A 17,653-nucleotide genomic window follows, 5' to 3' on the forward strand; every position below is an offset into this window, starting at 1 on the left:
AAGAACATATGATTGAAATTGTAATACATCCTGAAAATACCAAAGATATCTTAACGCAGATTAGTACCCATTTAGAGGGTGAGATCGTTGAGGAATGGGGTGAATTTACCATGACCTTAGATAATATTAATGGCAAGGGCAAGATTACTTATATTCCTTTTGATTGGGGTGTTAATTTACTAGATTTTGATATCACCTTTTACAAAGAATTCATTTTAAAAATTGAAGCCGATGTTTATAATCCAATCCGGTTTATGTACAATTTAGAAGGCTATTTCTATCATCGTTTTGGCGAACAACTTACGGAACGCCGTACCGAGCAATTTCAATCGGTAATTTTCACTAATAAAATTGAAGGAATTAACTATTTACATTTTCCGAAGCACGAAAAATTAAAAGTCAATTGTATTCAAATTGTCCGTAAAGATTTTATGAATAAAAGCACCACAAACGTGGCCTCCTTAAATAAAAAGTTACACGAGTTATTCGTGGATCAGGACTATGAAAATAGATATATGCATTTTGGAGAATTGAATCTTAAAATGGCTGACGATGTTAGAAAAATCCATAAAGTAAAAGCCAAAGGCATGCTTCGCGTTTTAAAGATTGAAGCTAAGGTTTATGAAATTCTATCTTTACATATTCAGCAACATGAACGTCAAACCTCAGGAAAAGAACTCCCCGTCTCCTTATCAAAACAAGAATTAAGGACTATAAAAACAATATGTGATTGCATTCAGAAAGAACCTGCCCGACCATACGCTTTAGGGGACTTATCTGAAGCTTATGGCTTGTCTCAAGCTAAACTTCAAGATGGCTTTAAATTTCTGTATAAACGCACGGTTACCGAATTTATAAGGCATATTCGCCTAGAGAAAGCCCGGCATTTTATAAAAACAACCGATCTTAATATTTCACAGATTGTGTATTCAATAGGATTTACAAGCCGAAGTTATTTCTCTAAAATCTTTAAAGAAAAGTATGGGGTTTCGCCTAATGAATTTAAAAAGCAGATTACTGCTAAAGTAAATGTATAATGGGTTTATTTAAAAATCCATCTTTTAATAAGCGTCATAAACCCGTATTTTCCTGAGAATTTTAAAATGGAATTTAACCAGTTCATAGGGTTCAGTTCTTCTTTTAATTCTCCTTTTACGAGTTTTAATTCTTCCCACGCAATATCGCGCTCTAATTTGTGAAGCTTTAAATCGTTTTCAATCTCTTCAAATGATGTATAGGTTTTCATGTAAAATGCTCTAATGAATTAATAACGAAGTTTAATTAAAGAATTTAACTCCGATTTTTTTAATGATGTAATAGTTAAATTTAGACCGCAATAGGTAGGTTAACAGTCCCAAGGCAAAGTAAATCAGTCCGACTAATAAAAACCCTAAGCCAAAACTTCCTACGGATCTACTTAATTCTATGGCCGCGGCAATAGAAACAAATACCAATCCACCAAATACCATCGCACCAATAACCATTACTTTAGCCGCCATACTTAGCGACAAGGTTAATTGCTGAAATACTTTTAGTTTAAAATATTGGTGAGACGCCTTTGCATAGCGCTCACCAATCATGGATGCTTTGTCCGTTGTGCGGTTAATATTCTCAAATACGCTCATGGATTAGGCTTTTTTCTGTAAGTTTTTATTTTTTTCTTTCAACTCTTTTAATCGGGTTTCAAGGGTTTTAATAACATCTTCCGCTTTGTAACTTGCATTAGAGACAATAGCTTCTACTTGGTGATCTAAATTCTCTTTATGTGTAGAAATTGAATTTCCTAAAGAATCTCTTAACTCTGTAGCTTTCTCAGCCATTAAATCTCTTCGCGTTGCCGCTTCATCTGCAATTCTTTTTCTTGTTTCACTTCCTTTATCTGGGGCGAATAGAATTCCTAAAACAGCGCCTACTGCGGTTCCTGCTAAAATTCCTAATACTGTATTTCCGTTATTACTCATGGTGTTATTTATTTTGTTTTAATTAATAATATATTCAGCGCTTTGCTGTGATTCAAAGATACTTATCAAAGGCGGTAATAGTTAACTCTTTAGATATCAATATTAGCTGAAATGCAATTTTATTATTCGCGTTAAACATTTTAGTAATTCGGGCAAGTCTAAATTGGCATAACCTTTATCTTTGATGGACTTAAAAATACATCATGAGCACAACTATAGACACTAAAAATCCTTATAACGGAGACGCCTTAAAATCTTATCCCTTAGATTCTGAAAATGCCATCCAAAAAAAGTTAGATACAGCCGAAGCGACCTTTAAATCGTGGAAGACTTATGATATTGAAGATCGAATTGATTTGCTAAAAAATTTAGCCGATACGTTACATCAAAGTAAAAATCGTTTAAGCACACTGATGACTCAAGAAATGGGAAAACCGATTCTTGAAAGTAAAGCTGAAATTGAAAAGTGTATTTTCCTCATTGATTTCTATGTTAAAAATAGTGATCAATTTTTACAAGATGATCTTATTGAAACCGATGCTAAGGAAAGTTTTATTAGTTATGATCCTTTAGGATGTATTCTTGCAGTAATGCCTTGGAATTTTCCGTTTTGGCAGGTGATGCGATTTGCAATTCCAACGCTAACAGCGGGTAATGTGGCGTTATTAAAACACGCTTCTAACGTTACAGGATGTGCAGTAGCCATCGAAAAACTTTTTTTAGAAGCCGGATTTCCTGAAGGTTGTTTTCAAACCTTAATCACGGATCATCAAACTGTAGAATCCTTATTAGCCAACCCCATAACTAAAGCAGTTTCCTTAACCGGAAGTGAAAAAGCAGGACGTAAAATTGCAGAACTTGCCGGAAAAAACTTAAAACCCTCACTTTTAGAACTCGGCGGAAATAATGCTTGTATTGTTTTGGAGGATGCTGACTTAGATAAACATATAGAAACTATGGTTAAGGCCAGAATGCAAAATGCAGGTCAGAGTTGTATTGCTGCCAAACGCTTTATCGTTGTAGACCGTATCTATGATAAATTTTTAGAAAAATTTACCGCCCAGGTTAAAACCTTAACATCCGGTGATCCTATGGATGAAGACACGACCTTATCTTGCCTAGCACGCGAAGATTTAGCGGAAACCCTAAAAGAACAAATTGAAAAATCGGTGGCTTTAGGAGCACAAGTGGCTTACGGAAACCAAAACGATGGGGCATTCTATCAGCCTACAATTCTTACTGAAGTGACTCCAGAAATGCCGGTTTTTAAGGAAGAAACATTTGGCCCAGTAGCTGCTATTATAAAAGTAAAGACTGAAGATGAAGCTTATGAAATGGCATCAAACTCAGAATTTGGTTTAGGAACCATGGTGTTTACCGCAGACCACGAAGCAGCTATAGATCGTATTAGTGATATTGAAGATGGTGGATTTTTCATCAATGAAATGGTTAAATCAGATCCTAGATTACCATTCGGTGGCACTAAAATTTCAGGTTATGGTAGAGAGCTTTCTAAAGAAGGAATGCTCGCCTTTGTAAATACCAAAACCGTTTATATTAATCATTAAAATTTAAAACATTATGAAATTTGTAAAAGACGAAGACGAAGACAGAAAAGATTACATATTACAGAAAGATACCAAAACAAAATTTGGCGCTAAGTTTATCATTTTAGTGCTTATCATTTTAGTTGGCGCCGTAGTTGCATCAGCCATTCACTTTGAACTGTTTTAAATCCTCAGCTTGCTTCGTATTTAACCTTTAGAATCCATTTTTAAAGCTTTCTGAGAAGCCAAAACACTTATAACTAAAATTTGAGTGGCATGGAATAACATTAACGGCAATAATAGCATTCCTATAGTACTCATCTGACCAAACAAGATCTTAGAAAAAACGGTCCCATGCACTAAGGACTTTTTAGTCCCACAATATTGGGCCGTTATTTGGTCTTCCGCGCTAAATTTTAAGGCCTTAGACAACCATCCGGTAAGATAAAATATGAGTATAAAGAGGGCAACAACTCCTACAAATAAGAAGAGCAAATCGAGTAGCGCGATGCCGCTGAATATGTTGTTATAAAAGGATTCGGAAAAGCTCTTGTAGATGATGAGTAAAATAATAGACTTATCAAACAACGTGAGTTTTTTGATATGACGTCTGGCAAATTCCCCTAAAAATCGTTGTAAAAAGAGCCCGAGAATTACAGGAAGTATAATTTGGACGATCAATTTTATATAGATTTCAGTAAAATCGAAATCAGACTGGTTTTGGGTGATAAAAAGACCCATCCACAACGGCGTAATCACAATTCCTATAATTCCTGAAATACTTGCATTAAATATGGCAGCAGGAATATTGCCTTTAGCCATTGAAACCATAACTACAGAAGACGATACGGTTGAAGGTAAAGCGGCTAAGAAGAAAAAGGCCAACCACATGACTTCTTGTTCTTGATTCTGAATAAGGGGTCTAAACAGTAAAACCAACAACGGAAATAATAAAAACGTAGCACTTTGCACTAAGAGGTGTAACTTCCAATTTTTAAGTCCGGATCGTAGCTGCGCAGGACTTAATTTCAAACCATAAAAAAAGAATATAAACGAAATCCCAATGGTACTGATCGTATTAATTGGGATTTTGCTGCTTGCGATCCCCCATTGCGGAAAAAAATAGGCAATACTAATGACCGCTATAATACTCAATACAAATTTATCAATCTTTATTCTCATCGCGGATGCTCGTTTAAGTACTGCGAATTAAAGTATCTTTTAGTAAAGGTTCTAAACATATCAGAGAATTATTTCAAAATAAATAAAAATTAGTGCGTCATAAATTCATCTGAAGCAAAACATTAGGATGTTTTAAAAAAAAATAAGAACTTCGCATTGTGAAAACAGCAACTCTTTTCTTAGCGTGCTTTATGCTTCTAAAACCTACAATTCCTTTTGTAGAATACGCTGCGTTTTACGATTATATTAAGAATGAGCTTTGTGTTAATAAAGACCGTCCTCAACTGCAATGTAACGGAAAGTGTCACTTAAAGAAAGAATTAGCAAAAGCCTCCGATTCCGATAACAGTAAAGATAAAAGTCACACCTCATCTTCAGAGCATCAAGTGGTATTTTTCCAAGAGGTCTTTAATGCTCCTATTCATGATGCTGTATCCGACTACAGTCCGCAATTGATCACACCTTATAATAGAATTTACAAATTTCAATTCACAAATTCTATTTTCCATCCGCCTCTAGGGTAATGTTTACATAAAAACTCTTGCTGTAAAGCCATGCCTGTAGCGAAATGAATTCTCATTTGGCCTCACCATGCTATATACGTAATTCTCAACAGCGTATTTTAATCCGTTATTTAGGACTAAAATCCGTCTCTAAGAAAGGCGTATAAGTTTGCTCATTACGCAAAGAGTTTTCCTGTCAATTTTCCTTAATATGTTTGGTCTTGTCATTTTTACACAGACCTTAAACCCTACACCACTTCATTTTATGAGGGTTAACGCGGTGCGTATTAATTTTTCAAGCGTTTTAAATAAACACGTCCTTAGTTATGAAAAAGATAAGTTTTTTTATGACTGCAATACTCGTTGCAGTCACCTCATGTACCTTAGATAAAACGGATTACGAAGATGAAATAAGTACCGAAGTCACCGAACATTTCGACTACGAAACCGTTGTTTCTATTTCCGAAGCGCAGTATCAAATTGATATTGCAGCTTTAAACGGTACCTTTTATAAAGGGTATAATGAAATCCGTATACAAATTACAGATACTGACAATAATACTAGTGTCAACAACTCCGAAATTACCTTTTTGCCCCTATTAACCGATACGTTTGGAAACACGAGTTCCGGACCACATCAATACCAATTAGATTACCTCAGCGTTGAAGATTATTATTTAGGGTATACCGTCTTTCCAGAAGAAACAGATGCATCTCAATATTGGGAAGTCCACCTCTCTTTTACAAATGAAGATGTTACGCATAATGTAACTCAAATCGTTACGGTTGAAGAACAAACGAATATGAATTTAAACATGACCTCCTTCACAGGAAATGACGGTGAACTGTATTATATCGCCTTGGTGGCGCCACAAAAGCCCTCCATCTCTGAAAACGAATTGGTGGCAGGACTCTATAAATACATCACACCAACCCAAGAAGCAGGCAACTTCCCCGACCCGAGCCAATTTTCATTCGTTAAGGTAGAAGATTACACTATACGCCTAGATCCTAGAATGCCCGAGCCTTCTATGGGAAACCATTCTTCACCAAACAACGAGGACCTCACCCCACAAAGTGATGGCTTGTATTACGGGGTGGTAAATTACACCATGACGGGCAACTGGACGTTAAACCTTATACTCGAGAATGAATTCGGCGAAACCTTAAAAGGAACCGAAGTGTCTACAGAATTTACCCCAGGCATTGAAGGGACCAAAAGTGAACTCTTTATTGACATCTTATTTTAATGGGAAAACAAATATTTATAACATCGATCTTCTTGCTGTTTGGGCTCCTCATTACCGCACAAAATAAGACTAAAGCAAAAGACAGCATTGTAGCCTTAGACGAAGTGGAGCTTATTTCTGTAGTAAAGAAAAAGATTGAAACCGACATGAAAATGGCCGTTTCAGTGGATGAGTTTTTAGCCTCTTCAGATAAAATAAGTTTTATTAAACGTGGCGCCTATGCGTGGGAACCCTTACTAAATAATATGAGTTCTGAACGCGCAACCATTACCATAGATGGCATGCATGTTTTTGGAGCCTGTACAGACAAAATGGACCCCATATCGTCTTATGTAGAAAGTAATAATTTAACCGCTATAGACATTGCTTCTGGACAGGAAGGCAATATGCATGGTGCCACCGTTTCTGGAAGTATTGATCTAAAACGGAAAAGCACTCCATTTAGCATGAGCAAACAATGGAAAGGAGCTTACCAAACCGGTTTTGAATTTAACAATAAGCAATTTTTCAATTTAGGGAATCTCTCCTATGCTTCAGACAAATTTGTTGCTGATGCCAGCCTCGCCTACCGAAAGGCCGAGAATTATAGCGATGGAAATTCTGATGAAGTTGAGCATTCACAGTTTAAAAAGCTAAATGCATCTTTAGGTTTGGCCTATAAAACAAGTGATCTATCGTCTGTAAAAGTTGAAGCCATTTATGATGAAGCTAAAGATGTGGGCTACCCCGCACTACCTATGGATTTATGGTTATCTCGCGCTTTAATTACCTCTGCAACCTACAAGCAATTGTTTGAAGAAGGCCTGTTTCAAGCCCTAGATACTAAAGTTTACTTTAATGCCATTGAACACTATATGGATGATACCACCCGACCTGAAAACTTAGTGCATATGGATATGCCGGGTTGGAGCACCACCTATGGTTTATTATCTAACGCCCACCTGAAAAAGAAAAGTTTTAGTTCAGAAATTCAGCTTAACGCTTATAACAATTATTCTATTGCAGAAATGCGTATGTATCCACAAGACCGTAGTGAGCGTAGTATGTTTGCCTATAGCTGGCCTGGAGTAACCACAACATTTGCAGGCTTATCGATGAATAATACTTGGGAAATTTCAGACCGAAGTCTGCTGAGTTTTGGTGGTGCCTTAGGCGTGAATTACAACCATTCTAAATATGTTGAATTCAACTGGATTTTTCACCCTGGAACACCTCAAGAAAAAACAAGAATCCTCCCGAGTTTACACGCCGGATATCAGCTTAACCTTAAACGCTTTAATTTCAATATAGGTGGTGGTTATGGTCATAGAGCACCTTCTGTTTCTGAAGGTTATGGGTATTACATTTATAATAGTTTTGACCGTTATGATTATATCGGAAATCCAGACCTTGATAATGAAATTTCTTATGAAGTAAATGCTAGCGCAGGCTATACTGATGATCGTTTTAGCCTCAACGCTAATGTCAACTATTTCTATATTGATAATTATATTATTGGTCGTATTTTAAGTTTAGGCAGCCCCATGAATTACCAATCTATAGGTGTCAAAGGTTACACCTCATTAGATTACGCTACCCTATTCAATTTTTCTTTAAATGGAAGCTATTCCATTTTAGACAATCTTCATTGGTACGGGACTCTAACCTATGCTAGAGGCAAAGATAATAACGACAATAATTTACCTTTTATTAGACCCTTAAGCTACCAAACAGCCTTACATTTTCAATACAATAAACTCAGCTTACAAACCTCTTTAAACGGCGATTTAGAACAAATTAATTACAGTCCAGAATATGGTGAAGATCAAACACCATCTTATACCATCTGGAATGTATCTGCCGATTACAGTTTCAGAATTAAAAATTACAAAACAGTAATTCAGGTGGGTGCCGAGAATGTTTTGAATGAATATTATAGCACTTATGCGGATTGGGGAAACATTCCCCGAATGGGACGAAATATTTTCACGGCTTTAAAATTCAACTTCTAAACCAATGAAAAAAGTTTTTAGTCTTCTTATAACGTTTTTAATACTGCTTGTCATTTCGCAACGCGCAGTCGTTATAGTGCACTTTAAACTGAACCAAAAAGTCATCGCGAAACAATTTTGTATCAACCAAGACAAACCCGAACTGCAATGTAATGGCCAGTGTTTCCTGCATAAGGAATTAAAAGAAACAGAACATTCAGATTCTAAAAAAACGATTACTACTAAAAATTTCGATTGGGTGTTTACACCAAATGATGAGTACGCTATTGAACTCAAAACAATCAGTAAAAAACGAACCGTTGTTACCTACGAAAATCTAAAACACAAAGCCCCGTATTTAGAAATCGTAGTACCACCCCCCATATAGGTTTCATTTAAAAAAATAAACACACAAATAAATTAAATATACCTATCAAACATTACAATATTAAAAAAATGAAACATCTTAAAAATTATATTTTATTAACAGCAATCGTCCTTGGTTTTATGTCATGTAGTAGTGACGACAGTAATCCTGTAGCCAATAACGTAACTCTAGAATTTACCAATACCTTCGGAGATACACCAATTACACTTGGTGCTGCTAATGCTACGGAAGCAACGGTTAATACTTCAGACGCTGGACAAGTTCATCATTTTGAAGAATTAAAATATGTTATTAGTAACATTCGCTTAATTAAAGCTGATGGAACCGAAATTCCTTACAATGTTAATGACTTAGACAACGGCGCTACAGTAATTAATCAAGCTAATACAGAAACCTTAAGTTATGTTTTAAGCGATATTCCTTCAGGTGACTATACCGAAATAAAATTTGGATTGGGCGTTAGATCTGATTTAAACACCTTAGATCAAGTTAGCTTTCCTGCATTTTATGAAAACGCCGGAAGTAACGAAACCGCTATGCATTGGGAATGGGGAACGGGTTACCGATTTACTAAAATTGAAGGCTTTTACGATACCGATAACAAAGAATTATCATTCCATTCAGGAAGCACATTAGCAGAAGATGAAGATGGTAATTATATTCAAGGGGTTGATGCTTATAGAGACGTTAGCCTTAGCTTGCCTACAACAGCTGTAGTGGGTAGCAACGCACCTCGTATTGCTATTAAAGCCGATTTCGATTATTTATTAAGCGGAAACAGTTATACCATTACATTAGTAACTACAGATGATATTTCTAATAATGCCACCCCAAGTGCGCATACTGCAACGGAAATGATGAAATTTGTAGACAATATTGGTGGTAACGGCAGCGACGATACCTCAGGAATGTTTTCTATCCTAGCTGTAGAAAATTAAATCTTAATTTAAGTATTGGCTTTAGAACCTTACTAAAGCCAATACTTTTTATTCCTTTTATCACAATGAAATTATTTATAAAAACGCTAGTTCTGGTCCTTGTATTAACGGCATGTACGCAAGATGACGATACGATGTTAGTGGCCTATAACAATCCTGAAATCACTTTAGAAATTCCAACTGATTTTCCCGAGCTCAATGACGCAGTATACAATAATACCCCAACGGAATATGGGGTTGCACTCGGAGAGAAACTATTTTTTGATACACGTTTAAGTGCTGATAACAGCATTTCATGTTCAAGTTGTCACATTCAGGAAAGTGCTTTTGCAGATCATAATCCAAAGGCCATTGGAATTGAAGGGCGCATAGGATTACGGAATGCACCACCAATTCAAAATATGGCTTTTATGCAAGTGTATAATTGGGATGGCAATAAATTGCAACTTGAAGATCAACCTTTAGTGCCAATTATTACGCATGAAGAAATGGATTCGTCCATTTTAGAGGTGATGGAAAAACTTGAAGAAGATGAAGCCTATATAGAGTTATTTAACCTTGCTTTTGAAGGCGAAGGAATTACAGCTGATGGAATTTATAACAGTATCGCTCAATTTGAATACACCCTAATTTCGGCCAATAGCAAGTACGATAAGGTCAAACGAAATGAAGGGGCCACCTTTACAGCAAGTGAAGCTCAAGGATACGCTATTTTTCAAGATAAATGCAGCAGTTGCCACAGTACAGAATTATTTACCGATCAATCTTATAGAAACATCGGTTTTCCTATAAACCCAAACACAGAAGAAGCCGGACGAGCAAGAATCACAGGACTTGCTGAAGATTATATGCGTTTTAGAGTTCCAAGCTTAAGAAACATTCAACATACCGCACCTTACGGGAGTTTTGGACAATTTGCAACATTAGAAGCCTTATTAGATTATTTAGATAGCGGCGTATTAGATGCTGATAATCTAGACCCAATATTAAAAGCTAATGGTAATAGAATTCCATTGACTACGCAAGAAAAAGCAGACCTCATTGCCTTTATGAAGACCTTGAGCGACACTGATTTTTTAGGACTTTAAATTCAAAATCAATTTTACACCCGTCAATAACACATTAAAATCCCGCTTTTAAGACCATGTAATTCTAGTTTAAAGAAGAATTGGCTTTATTACGAACAACTTAACGCAACAACATTGCATTATTGTAAATAAATAATATATTTGCAAACTAATAATGCAACTTAGTTGCTTTTACAAATTCTTAAAAGAGATTTTAAATTGAATAAATTAAAAAATAGCACCATAGACCTCATCGCTTTATCAAGTGCTTTTGTTTGTGCCGTTCATTGTGCTGTTTTACCTATTCTAATTTCCTTTTCCTCTTTAGGTCTTTTATCATTTCTAAACCACCCGCTTATAGAGTGGACGTTTATTAGCTTAAGCGTTGTACTGGCTTATAGTTCACTTTGGCCGAGTTATAAACAGAAGCATAAAAACAGTCAACCGTTAAAAATGGCTTTATTAGGTTTTCTATTGATCGCTTTAGGCAGACTACATTTTACGCATTTGTGGGAAGTAAGTCATACCGTTATCGGTACCACTTTAGTGGCTTTAGCCCACTACTCCAATTGGAAAATCTTGCGATTAACAGCCAAAACTAATCTGTAACCCACAAAACAAGCGCGCACCTTTAGTGCAACTATTGTAACGCTCAGCATTACGACATGAAAAAGTACATCACATTTAGTCTTATACTTCTATTTCTTTCCATAAAAATGGTTGGGCTTCATGCGTTAGCGCATGATGAAGAAAATGAGCCAGCTCTGCATTGTGCTGTTTGTGATTACGCCATAACAATAAATACCACCCCGATCCTCACCCCAGAGGTTCAAGATTTTCCTATTGAAAATCTTGAGTTTAGTACCCCTAGACATCTTATTACCACTTATGGTTTTGTAAGCTCTAATACGCTTGCAATACCCTTACTATTTAGTAGACCCCCACCTTATTTCATCTAAAAGAATAAGGTCTTTTTTCAGGGATCTTAAGATTCTCTGTGGTCTATTTACAAGCAACTTTTACCTCAACTAAAAACGCGTGTCCTACACGAAAGGTATAAGAAGCGTTGGTTTCAATACCAATAGACCTCATATTCCCTACACCCGAATCATTTAAAAAATTATTTAGTATCTCAATATGTTATACAAAACACTGAGCTTTTGGTTATGTTTAAGTTTAAGCGCCATGGGTTTCACTCAAAATGCCTTACAGATAAAAGGTATTGTTGCAAACGCCAATACGCTAGAGCCTATTGAAGGCGCTACCATCATGGCAAACGGCCTATTTTCAACCTCATCCGAAACAGGAAGTTTCACCTTAAATAATGTAACAGAGGGCACCTATACTTTGACCATTTCACATGTAAGTTATGCAACAAAAACGCTTAGCATTGAATCCGGTAAACCTGAAGAAACGTATAAGATTTTTTTAGAAGAAGCCACCACAGCGCTTGATAAAATAGAGCTTAATGGAAAAACTAAAAAGCGTGAGTTAAAAGAATCTCCGGTCGTGGCTCAATTAGTCTCTGAGGGTTTTCTATCTAATAACCGGGAGAACAGTTTGATGCAAACCCTAAGTAAAATCCCTGGAGTAAGTACTATTAATATCGGATCTGGACAATCTAAACCTGTAATACGAGGCTTAGGTTTTAATAGGGTTTCGGTGATTCAGAATGGTGTAAAACACGAAGCCCAACAATGGGGAAATGATCACGGTTTAGAAATAGATCAATACGGCATTGAGACCATTAAAATTGTAAAAGGCCCAGCGTCTTTGGTTTATGGCTCAGACGCTATTGCGGGTGTGGTAGATATACAACCCAATAAAATACCCCTTAGAAATTCTTTTCAAGGGAATGTTAATTTACTCGGAGAAAGTAATAACGATTTATTAGGGGTTTCTGTAGGTCTCGAAGCGAGAAACGATAAATGGTTTTATCGTGGACGTCTGACTTACAGAGATTACGCGGATTACAAGGTTCCTACGGATAAAATTTCATATGAAAATTACATTTTTGAGTTACACGATAACAACCTAAGAAATACCGCAGGAAGAGAAGCCAATGCCAGTCTAAGTTTTGGTTATACCACTGATCGCATTACTTCTGAAACCACATTAAGCAACGTTAATGCTAAAAATGGATTTTTTGCCAATGCGCACGGTCTAGAGGTGAGAACTTCAACTATAGATTACGACAGTTCTAATAGAAACATAGACCTTCCTTACCACAAGGTTAATCATTTTAAGATCTTAAACAACACGGTTATCAATTTAGAAAAGCATAACCTTAATATCGATTTAGGCTTTCAAAATAATCAGCGCGAAGAACATTCCGAACCGATTCCACACGGCTATATGCCTACACCTCCCGATAGTAAGGAGCGCCGTTTTAATAAAAACACAGGGACTTTAAATGTAAAAGATGCGTTTCAGCCTATGGCCAATCACAATATGGTTGCTGGCATAAATTTAGAGTTTCAAGATAATAAAATTGGAGGTTGGGGATTTTTAATTCCTGAATACACCCGATTTACAATTGGCGCTTTTGCCTTTGATCAGTACGAAATCAATTCAGACCTACACCTTCTAGCCGGTATCCGTTATGATTATGGACGCGTAGATAGTAAAGCCTATTTTGATTGGTATCCGACAACCGTGAATAATACCGATGGCACTTCATCAGAAATTTATTTACAAAGAGCCCAAGACAAAACCCTTAATTTTGGTAACCTCAGTGCGTCTATTGGCCTCAGTTATCTCTTAAACAATACCATGTTTAAAATAAATGTTGGAAAAAGTTTTAGAATGCCCTTAGCCAATGAGCTCGCCTCAGATGGTGTTAATTACCATATGTACCGTTACGAAAAAGGCAATATTAACTTAGACCCTGAAGAATCGTATCAAATTGATGTAGATATAGATCACACTACTGAAATGTTCAGTATAGGCATTAGTCCTTTTGTCAATTTTTTCGAAAATTTTATTTATTTAAATCCTACATCTAATTATTACGAGACGTTACAGATTTATGAGTACACTCAGAATAAAGTTTTTAGAGCAGGTGGAGAATTAAGAGCACAGACAACAATTGGGAATAACCTACAACTAAATGCCGCTTCAGAATACGTTTACAGTAGGCAAACTAGCGGCCCAAAAGAAGGCTTCACTATTCCATTTTCGCCGCCTTTATCCACATTATTTTCAGCACAATACCAATTCAAAGACCTCTTATTTTTAAAGCAACCGCAACTCTCGGCAGATTATAGAATGACGGCCGCACAAAACAATATTGTTCCGCCAGAAGAAAAAACGGACGGTTATCAGGTGCTTAATCTAACCTTATTTACGCAAATCCAAGCTTTTAATCTAAAAACACCTTTAGACCTTAAATTCAAACTCAACAATGTTCTGAATACCGAATATTACAACCATACGAGTTTTTACCGCTTAATTGATGTTCCTGAAGCCGGAAGAAACATTTCCATTGCGCTAACACAACAGTTTTAAACAAAACTTTACCCATAGAAAATTAATTAAAACAAATACAATAACCATTAAATCAAATCTTATGAAATCAAATTTTAAAATTTTAAGCTTTATTGCGATTTTCGGAATCCTTCTCAACTCATGTAGTAGCGATGATGATGCGAGTTCTCCTAGCGTAAATGCACCAGAAATCACCAATTTTGAATATGGAGAAGGCAGTTCGCACTCCACAGATCAAGCCGCTTTCACAGGCTCTGACATCCATATTGAAGCCGATATTTATGCTGAAGGCGTAGTAAACAGTATCATCCTTTCTATTCATGCTCATGATTTAGAAGCTGATGAAAATGAAGAGGAATGGGAATTTGAACAAGTTTATGACGCGGCTAGTTACCAAGTCATTAACCCATCATTCCACGTTCATGTTGACGTCCCTCAATATGCCGCTGAAGGAGAATACCATATTGAATTACTAGTCATCGATGAGGCCGGAAACAGCACTGAAATTGAAGGTCATATAGACGTTATCAACTTAATAACTTTCAGTAATGCTGATATTGACGCCACAGTTGTAAGAGGTGAAGAATTTCATATGGATGTAGAAATTGGAGCCTTAAACGGGATTCATGAATTAAACGTAGATATCCATGCTCATGATCTTACTGTTGGAGACGGTGAAGTAGAATGGGATGGGGAGTTTGATTACTCAGCTGATTTTCATGATTTAACTGAAGCTGATTTCCACAAGCATATTCAAGTTCCAGCGACAGCTCCTGCAGGAGAATACCACATTACTATTACTGTTGAAGATGAAGATGGACACACAGAATCATACGAAACACATATCGATGTTACCGAATCTTAAAAATTAATAATACCGCATAGTATACTCAAATACTATGCGGTTTTAAACTTTTAAACATGAAATTTAAAACCTCTTATTTACACCTTTTAGTCGCATTTCTATTCCTTGCCTCCTCTTGTTCTAGTGACGATGGGATAACTATAGACGAAGAAAAACCAACCATCACCATAAATTACACCGATGGTTTTCCACAAGCTTGCCAAGAGCTCACCAAAGGAGAAACCTATACGTTTAAAGCTCAGGTTACAGACAATAGAGCTTTAGCTGCTTATAGTTTAGAAATTCATCATAACTTTGATCACCACACTCATGATGACCAAGGAGAAGTCTGCACCTTAGATCCTATAAAAGATGCTTTTAACCCTATGATGTTTTTAGAAAATTACACTCTAGAAGATGCCCCAACCTTTTATGAATTAAATATTAGTATCACTATCCCTAACGATGTAGATACCGGAGATTACCATTGTGCTTACTCCGTTACCGATGAAACCGGTTGGCAAAGTAGAACCTCTATAGACATTAAAATTGTAGATTAATTAATTTGAAGTCTTAACAGGGCACAAAAAACACCCTTTTCATATTAAAAGTGATGGTATTAGCAAATACGATCACTTTTTTTTTGCGTTTAATACAGCTCTTAGAAGGTTTTAGGCCGTGTTTACCTGTAGTTTGGTGGTATTTATGAAACCCTTCTAAGATTACATTAAATGCCTAAAAACAAAAAACTCTATACATCGTGAGATCTATAGAGTCTTAAAAAGTAGTCGGGGTGGCAGGATTCGAACCTGCGGCCTCCACGTCCCAAACGTGGCGCGATAACCGGGCTACGCTACACCCCGAATTTTGTATTATCAATTTCGGACTGCAAATATATAAATTTTCTTTAGAATCCAACAACATTTACCTAACTTTAAAAACTAATTTTTTTTAAGACCAAGATCTCATGAAAATAAAGAGCGTTATTATCGGGTTAATACTAACATCCACCTTGGCTTGTGCACAAGACAACACCCCTAAAAATGAAGAACATACACACCAAGTTATTATTTCTGACCTTTCAATTCCATGGGGATTTACATTTTTACCCGATGGTGAAATTTTAATTACAGAAAAATCTGGAGACCTCATTATTTTTAAAGATGGTCAAAAAATTAAGGTTTTAGGGGTTCCTGAAATTTATTTAAGAGGTCAAGGGGGGCTGTTGGACGTCATATTAGATCCTAATTTTAAAACCAACCATTGGATATATCTGTCATATGCCTCTTCTAATGGTGAAGGTGATGGCGGAAACACCACCATTGCTAGAGCACAACTCCAACAAAACAGCTTAACCAATTTAGAAGTGCTTTATAAAGCCAGCCCCAACAGTACCAAAGGGCAACATTTTGGATCACGACTCGCTTTTGATGCTCAAGGCCTCCTCTATTTTAGCGTTGGAGATCGTGGAAATAGAGATGAAAACCCACAAGACCTCAGTAGAGATGGTGGTAAAATCTATCGTATTCATCCTGATGGTAGCATCCCAAAAGACAATCCGTTTAGTAATACTTCAGGAGCAAAAACGGCCATTTACTCTTATGGACATCGCAATCCACAAGGCATGACCATTCATCCTAAAACCGGTAAAATTTGGACCCATGAACACGGTCCAAAAGGCGGCGATGAAATTAATATTATTGAAGCTGGTAAAAATTATGGTTGGCCTGTTATTAGTTATGGTGTTAACTATATTGGCACTAAATTTACGGATATCACTGAAAAAGAAGGCATGGAACAACCGCTGCATTACTGGGATCCCTCTATTGCACCAAGCGGGATGGCATTTATTAGTAGTGATCAGTATGGCGACTGGAAAGGAAACTTATTAATAGGCTCTTTAAAATTTCAGTATTTAGATATGTGTACGTTAAAAGATAATAAAGTTATTAAAGAAGAACGCCTTTTAGATGGTCTTGGCCGTGTAAGAACTGTAAAACAAGGACCAGATGGTTATATTTACGTGGGCATTGAAAATTTAGGTATTGTAAAATTAATTAAAAAATGAAATATATAGTCAGCTTAGCTTTGGTACTAACTACCCTAGCCTCGTGTAATTCAAACACAAAAACGTCAAAAGTTTTAGCGCAAAATAATAGCGTTACAGAACAAGACCTCCCACAACTTAAAGAAAGTATGGCTCGTGGTAAAATAGTCTACAACGATCTCTGCATCACCTGTCACTTAACAGAAGGACAAGGTGCGCCAAAGGTGTTTCCGCCACTCGCCAATTCCGATTTTTTAAAAAATAAGCAAACGGAAAGTATTAAGGCGGTTAAGTATGGTTTATCTGGAGAAATTAAAGTCAATGGTGTTACCTACAATAGCGTGATGTCTCCTTTAGGACTCTCAGATAAAGAAGTTGCAGATGTCATTAATTATATCAATAATAGTTGGGGAAACCAGATTGATAACTTCGTTACTCCGGAGAAAGTTTCAGAATTATAAAGAGCATAC

At 36.4% G+C, this 17,653-nt stretch carries 20 protein-coding genes and 1 tRNA gene; 16 read left to right on the forward strand and 5 right to left on the reverse strand.

What is annotated here, in order from left to right:
• The first annotated feature begins 8 nt into the window (after nt 1-8).
• The gene (locus ACFQ13_RS08090; protein ID WP_386116053.1) at nt 9-1,037 is read left to right on the forward strand and encodes a helix-turn-helix domain-containing protein; all 1,029 of its coding nucleotides are present in this window, start codon (nt 9-11) and stop codon (nt 1,035-1,037) included.
• A gap of 5 nt (nt 1,038-1,042) precedes the next feature.
• Here the strand turns inward: ACFQ13_RS08090 and ACFQ13_RS08095 are convergent, their stop codons facing one another.
• From ACFQ13_RS08095 to ACFQ13_RS08105, 3 genes are read right to left on the reverse strand one after another with little or no spacing between them, the layout of a single operon-like run.
• Complete coding sequence (locus ACFQ13_RS08095) at nt 1,043-1,246, reverse strand: DUF6327 family protein (protein ID WP_114308988.1); 204 nt, start codon at nt 1,244-1,246, stop codon at nt 1,043-1,045.
• Between the two features lie 31 nt (nt 1,247-1,277).
• Complete coding sequence (locus tag ACFQ13_RS08100) at nt 1,278-1,625, reverse strand: hypothetical protein (protein ID WP_386116055.1); 348 nt, start codon at nt 1,623-1,625, stop codon at nt 1,278-1,280.
• Between the two features lie 3 nt (nt 1,626-1,628).
• A complete protein-coding gene (locus ACFQ13_RS08105; RefSeq protein ID WP_114308986.1) occupies nt 1,629-1,961 on the reverse strand; it encodes a YtxH domain-containing protein in 333 nt (110 codons plus the stop codon).
• A gap of 203 nt (nt 1,962-2,164) precedes the next feature.
• On the opposite strand from ACFQ13_RS08105, the gene ACFQ13_RS08110 reads away from it, so the two are divergent.
• Both ACFQ13_RS08110 and ACFQ13_RS08115 read left to right on the forward strand, forming a co-directional pair.
• Nucleotides 2,165-3,529 carry an NAD-dependent succinate-semialdehyde dehydrogenase gene (locus tag ACFQ13_RS08110; protein ID WP_386116057.1) on the forward strand — a complete coding sequence of 455 codons (1,365 nt, stop codon included), beginning with the start codon at nt 2,165-2,167 and terminating at the stop codon, nt 3,527-3,529.
• A 13-nt stretch (nt 3,530-3,542) separates the two neighbouring features.
• The gene (locus ACFQ13_RS08115) at nt 3,543-3,695 is read left to right on the forward strand and encodes a hypothetical protein (RefSeq protein ID WP_181858370.1); all 153 of its coding nucleotides are present in this window, start codon (nt 3,543-3,545) and stop codon (nt 3,693-3,695) included.
• Between the two features lie 20 nt (nt 3,696-3,715).
• Here the strand turns inward: ACFQ13_RS08115 and ACFQ13_RS08120 are convergent, their stop codons facing one another.
• The gene (locus ACFQ13_RS08120; protein WP_386116059.1) at nt 3,716-4,690 is read right to left on the reverse strand and encodes a bile acid:sodium symporter family protein; all 975 of its coding nucleotides are present in this window, start codon (nt 4,688-4,690) and stop codon (nt 3,716-3,718) included.
• Nucleotides 4,691-4,848: 158 nt separating this feature from the next.
• Here ACFQ13_RS08120 and ACFQ13_RS08125 point away from each other — a divergent pair, with 158 nt between their 5' ends.
• From ACFQ13_RS08125 to ACFQ13_RS08175, 11 genes are all read left to right on the forward strand, one after another.
• Nucleotides 4,849-5,214 (forward strand): hypothetical protein, encoded by a 366-nt coding sequence (locus ACFQ13_RS08125; RefSeq protein WP_386116061.1) that lies wholly within the window; start codon nt 4,849-4,851, stop codon nt 5,212-5,214.
• Nucleotides 5,215-5,540: 326 nt separating this feature from the next.
• Nucleotides 5,541-6,443: a hypothetical protein gene (locus ACFQ13_RS08130; protein WP_386116063.1), complete on the forward strand. Its 903-nt coding sequence runs from the start codon at nt 5,541-5,543 to the stop codon at nt 6,441-6,443.
• Nucleotides 6,443-8,434, forward strand: a complete 1,992-nt coding sequence (locus tag ACFQ13_RS08135) for a TonB-dependent receptor plug domain-containing protein (RefSeq protein WP_386116065.1) — start codon at nt 6,443-6,445, stop codon at nt 8,432-8,434. The genes ACFQ13_RS08130 and ACFQ13_RS08135 overlap by 1 nt, the downstream gene beginning before the upstream one ends.
• Nucleotides 8,435-8,438: 4 nt before the next feature.
• The gene (locus ACFQ13_RS08140; protein WP_386116067.1) at nt 8,439-8,801 is read left to right on the forward strand and encodes a hypothetical protein; all 363 of its coding nucleotides are present in this window, start codon (nt 8,439-8,441) and stop codon (nt 8,799-8,801) included.
• Nucleotides 8,802-8,869: 68 nt separating this feature from the next.
• Nucleotides 8,870-9,739, forward strand: coding sequence for an MbnP family protein (locus ACFQ13_RS08145; protein WP_386116069.1), 870 nt, complete (start codon nt 8,870-8,872; stop codon nt 9,737-9,739).
• A 65-nt stretch (nt 9,740-9,804) separates the two neighbouring features.
• On the forward strand, nt 9,805-10,827 hold the full coding sequence (locus ACFQ13_RS08150; protein ID WP_386116072.1) for a cytochrome-c peroxidase: 1,023 nt from the start codon (nt 9,805-9,807) through the stop codon (nt 10,825-10,827).
• Between the two features lie 198 nt (nt 10,828-11,025).
• Nucleotides 11,026-11,415: a MerC domain-containing protein gene (locus tag ACFQ13_RS08155; RefSeq protein ID WP_386116073.1), complete on the forward strand. Its 390-nt coding sequence runs from the start codon at nt 11,026-11,028 to the stop codon at nt 11,413-11,415.
• 56 nt (nt 11,416-11,471) lie between these two features.
• A complete protein-coding gene (locus tag ACFQ13_RS08160; RefSeq protein ID WP_386116076.1) occupies nt 11,472-11,765 on the forward strand; it encodes a hypothetical protein in 294 nt (97 codons plus the stop codon).
• Nucleotides 11,766-11,991: 226 nt separating this feature from the next.
• Nucleotides 11,992-14,313: a TonB-dependent receptor gene (locus tag ACFQ13_RS08165; RefSeq protein WP_386116078.1), complete on the forward strand. Its 2,322-nt coding sequence runs from the start codon at nt 11,992-11,994 to the stop codon at nt 14,311-14,313.
• A 61-nt stretch (nt 14,314-14,374) separates the two neighbouring features.
• Entirely contained in the window at nt 14,375-15,157 is a 783-nt protein-coding gene (locus tag ACFQ13_RS08170) for a DUF4625 domain-containing protein (RefSeq protein WP_386116080.1), read from the forward strand.
• 56 nt (nt 15,158-15,213) lie between these two features.
• On the forward strand, nt 15,214-15,696 hold the full coding sequence (locus ACFQ13_RS08175) for a DUF4625 domain-containing protein (protein WP_386116082.1): 483 nt from the start codon (nt 15,214-15,216) through the stop codon (nt 15,694-15,696).
• Nucleotides 15,697-15,924: 228 nt separating this feature from the next.
• Here the strand turns inward: ACFQ13_RS08175 and ACFQ13_RS08180 are convergent.
• A tRNA-Pro gene (locus ACFQ13_RS08180) sits at nt 15,925-15,999 on the reverse strand.
• A 104-nt stretch (nt 16,000-16,103) separates the two neighbouring features.
• On the opposite strand from ACFQ13_RS08180, the gene ACFQ13_RS08185 reads away from it, so the two are divergent.
• Nucleotides 16,104-17,204 carry a PQQ-dependent sugar dehydrogenase gene (locus ACFQ13_RS08185; RefSeq protein ID WP_386116085.1) on the forward strand — a complete coding sequence of 367 codons (1,101 nt, stop codon included), beginning with the start codon at nt 16,104-16,106 and terminating at the stop codon, nt 17,202-17,204.
• Nucleotides 17,201-17,644, forward strand: a complete 444-nt coding sequence (locus tag ACFQ13_RS08190) for a c-type cytochrome (protein ID WP_386116087.1) — start codon at nt 17,201-17,203, stop codon at nt 17,642-17,644. Before ACFQ13_RS08185 ends, ACFQ13_RS08190 begins: the two co-directional genes overlap by 4 nt.
• Nucleotides 17,645-17,653 lie beyond the last annotated feature (9 nt).

Source organism: Winogradskyella rapida (assembly GCF_042675845.1).
Lineage (GTDB): Bacteria > Bacteroidota > Bacteroidia > Flavobacteriales > Flavobacteriaceae > Winogradskyella > Winogradskyella rapida.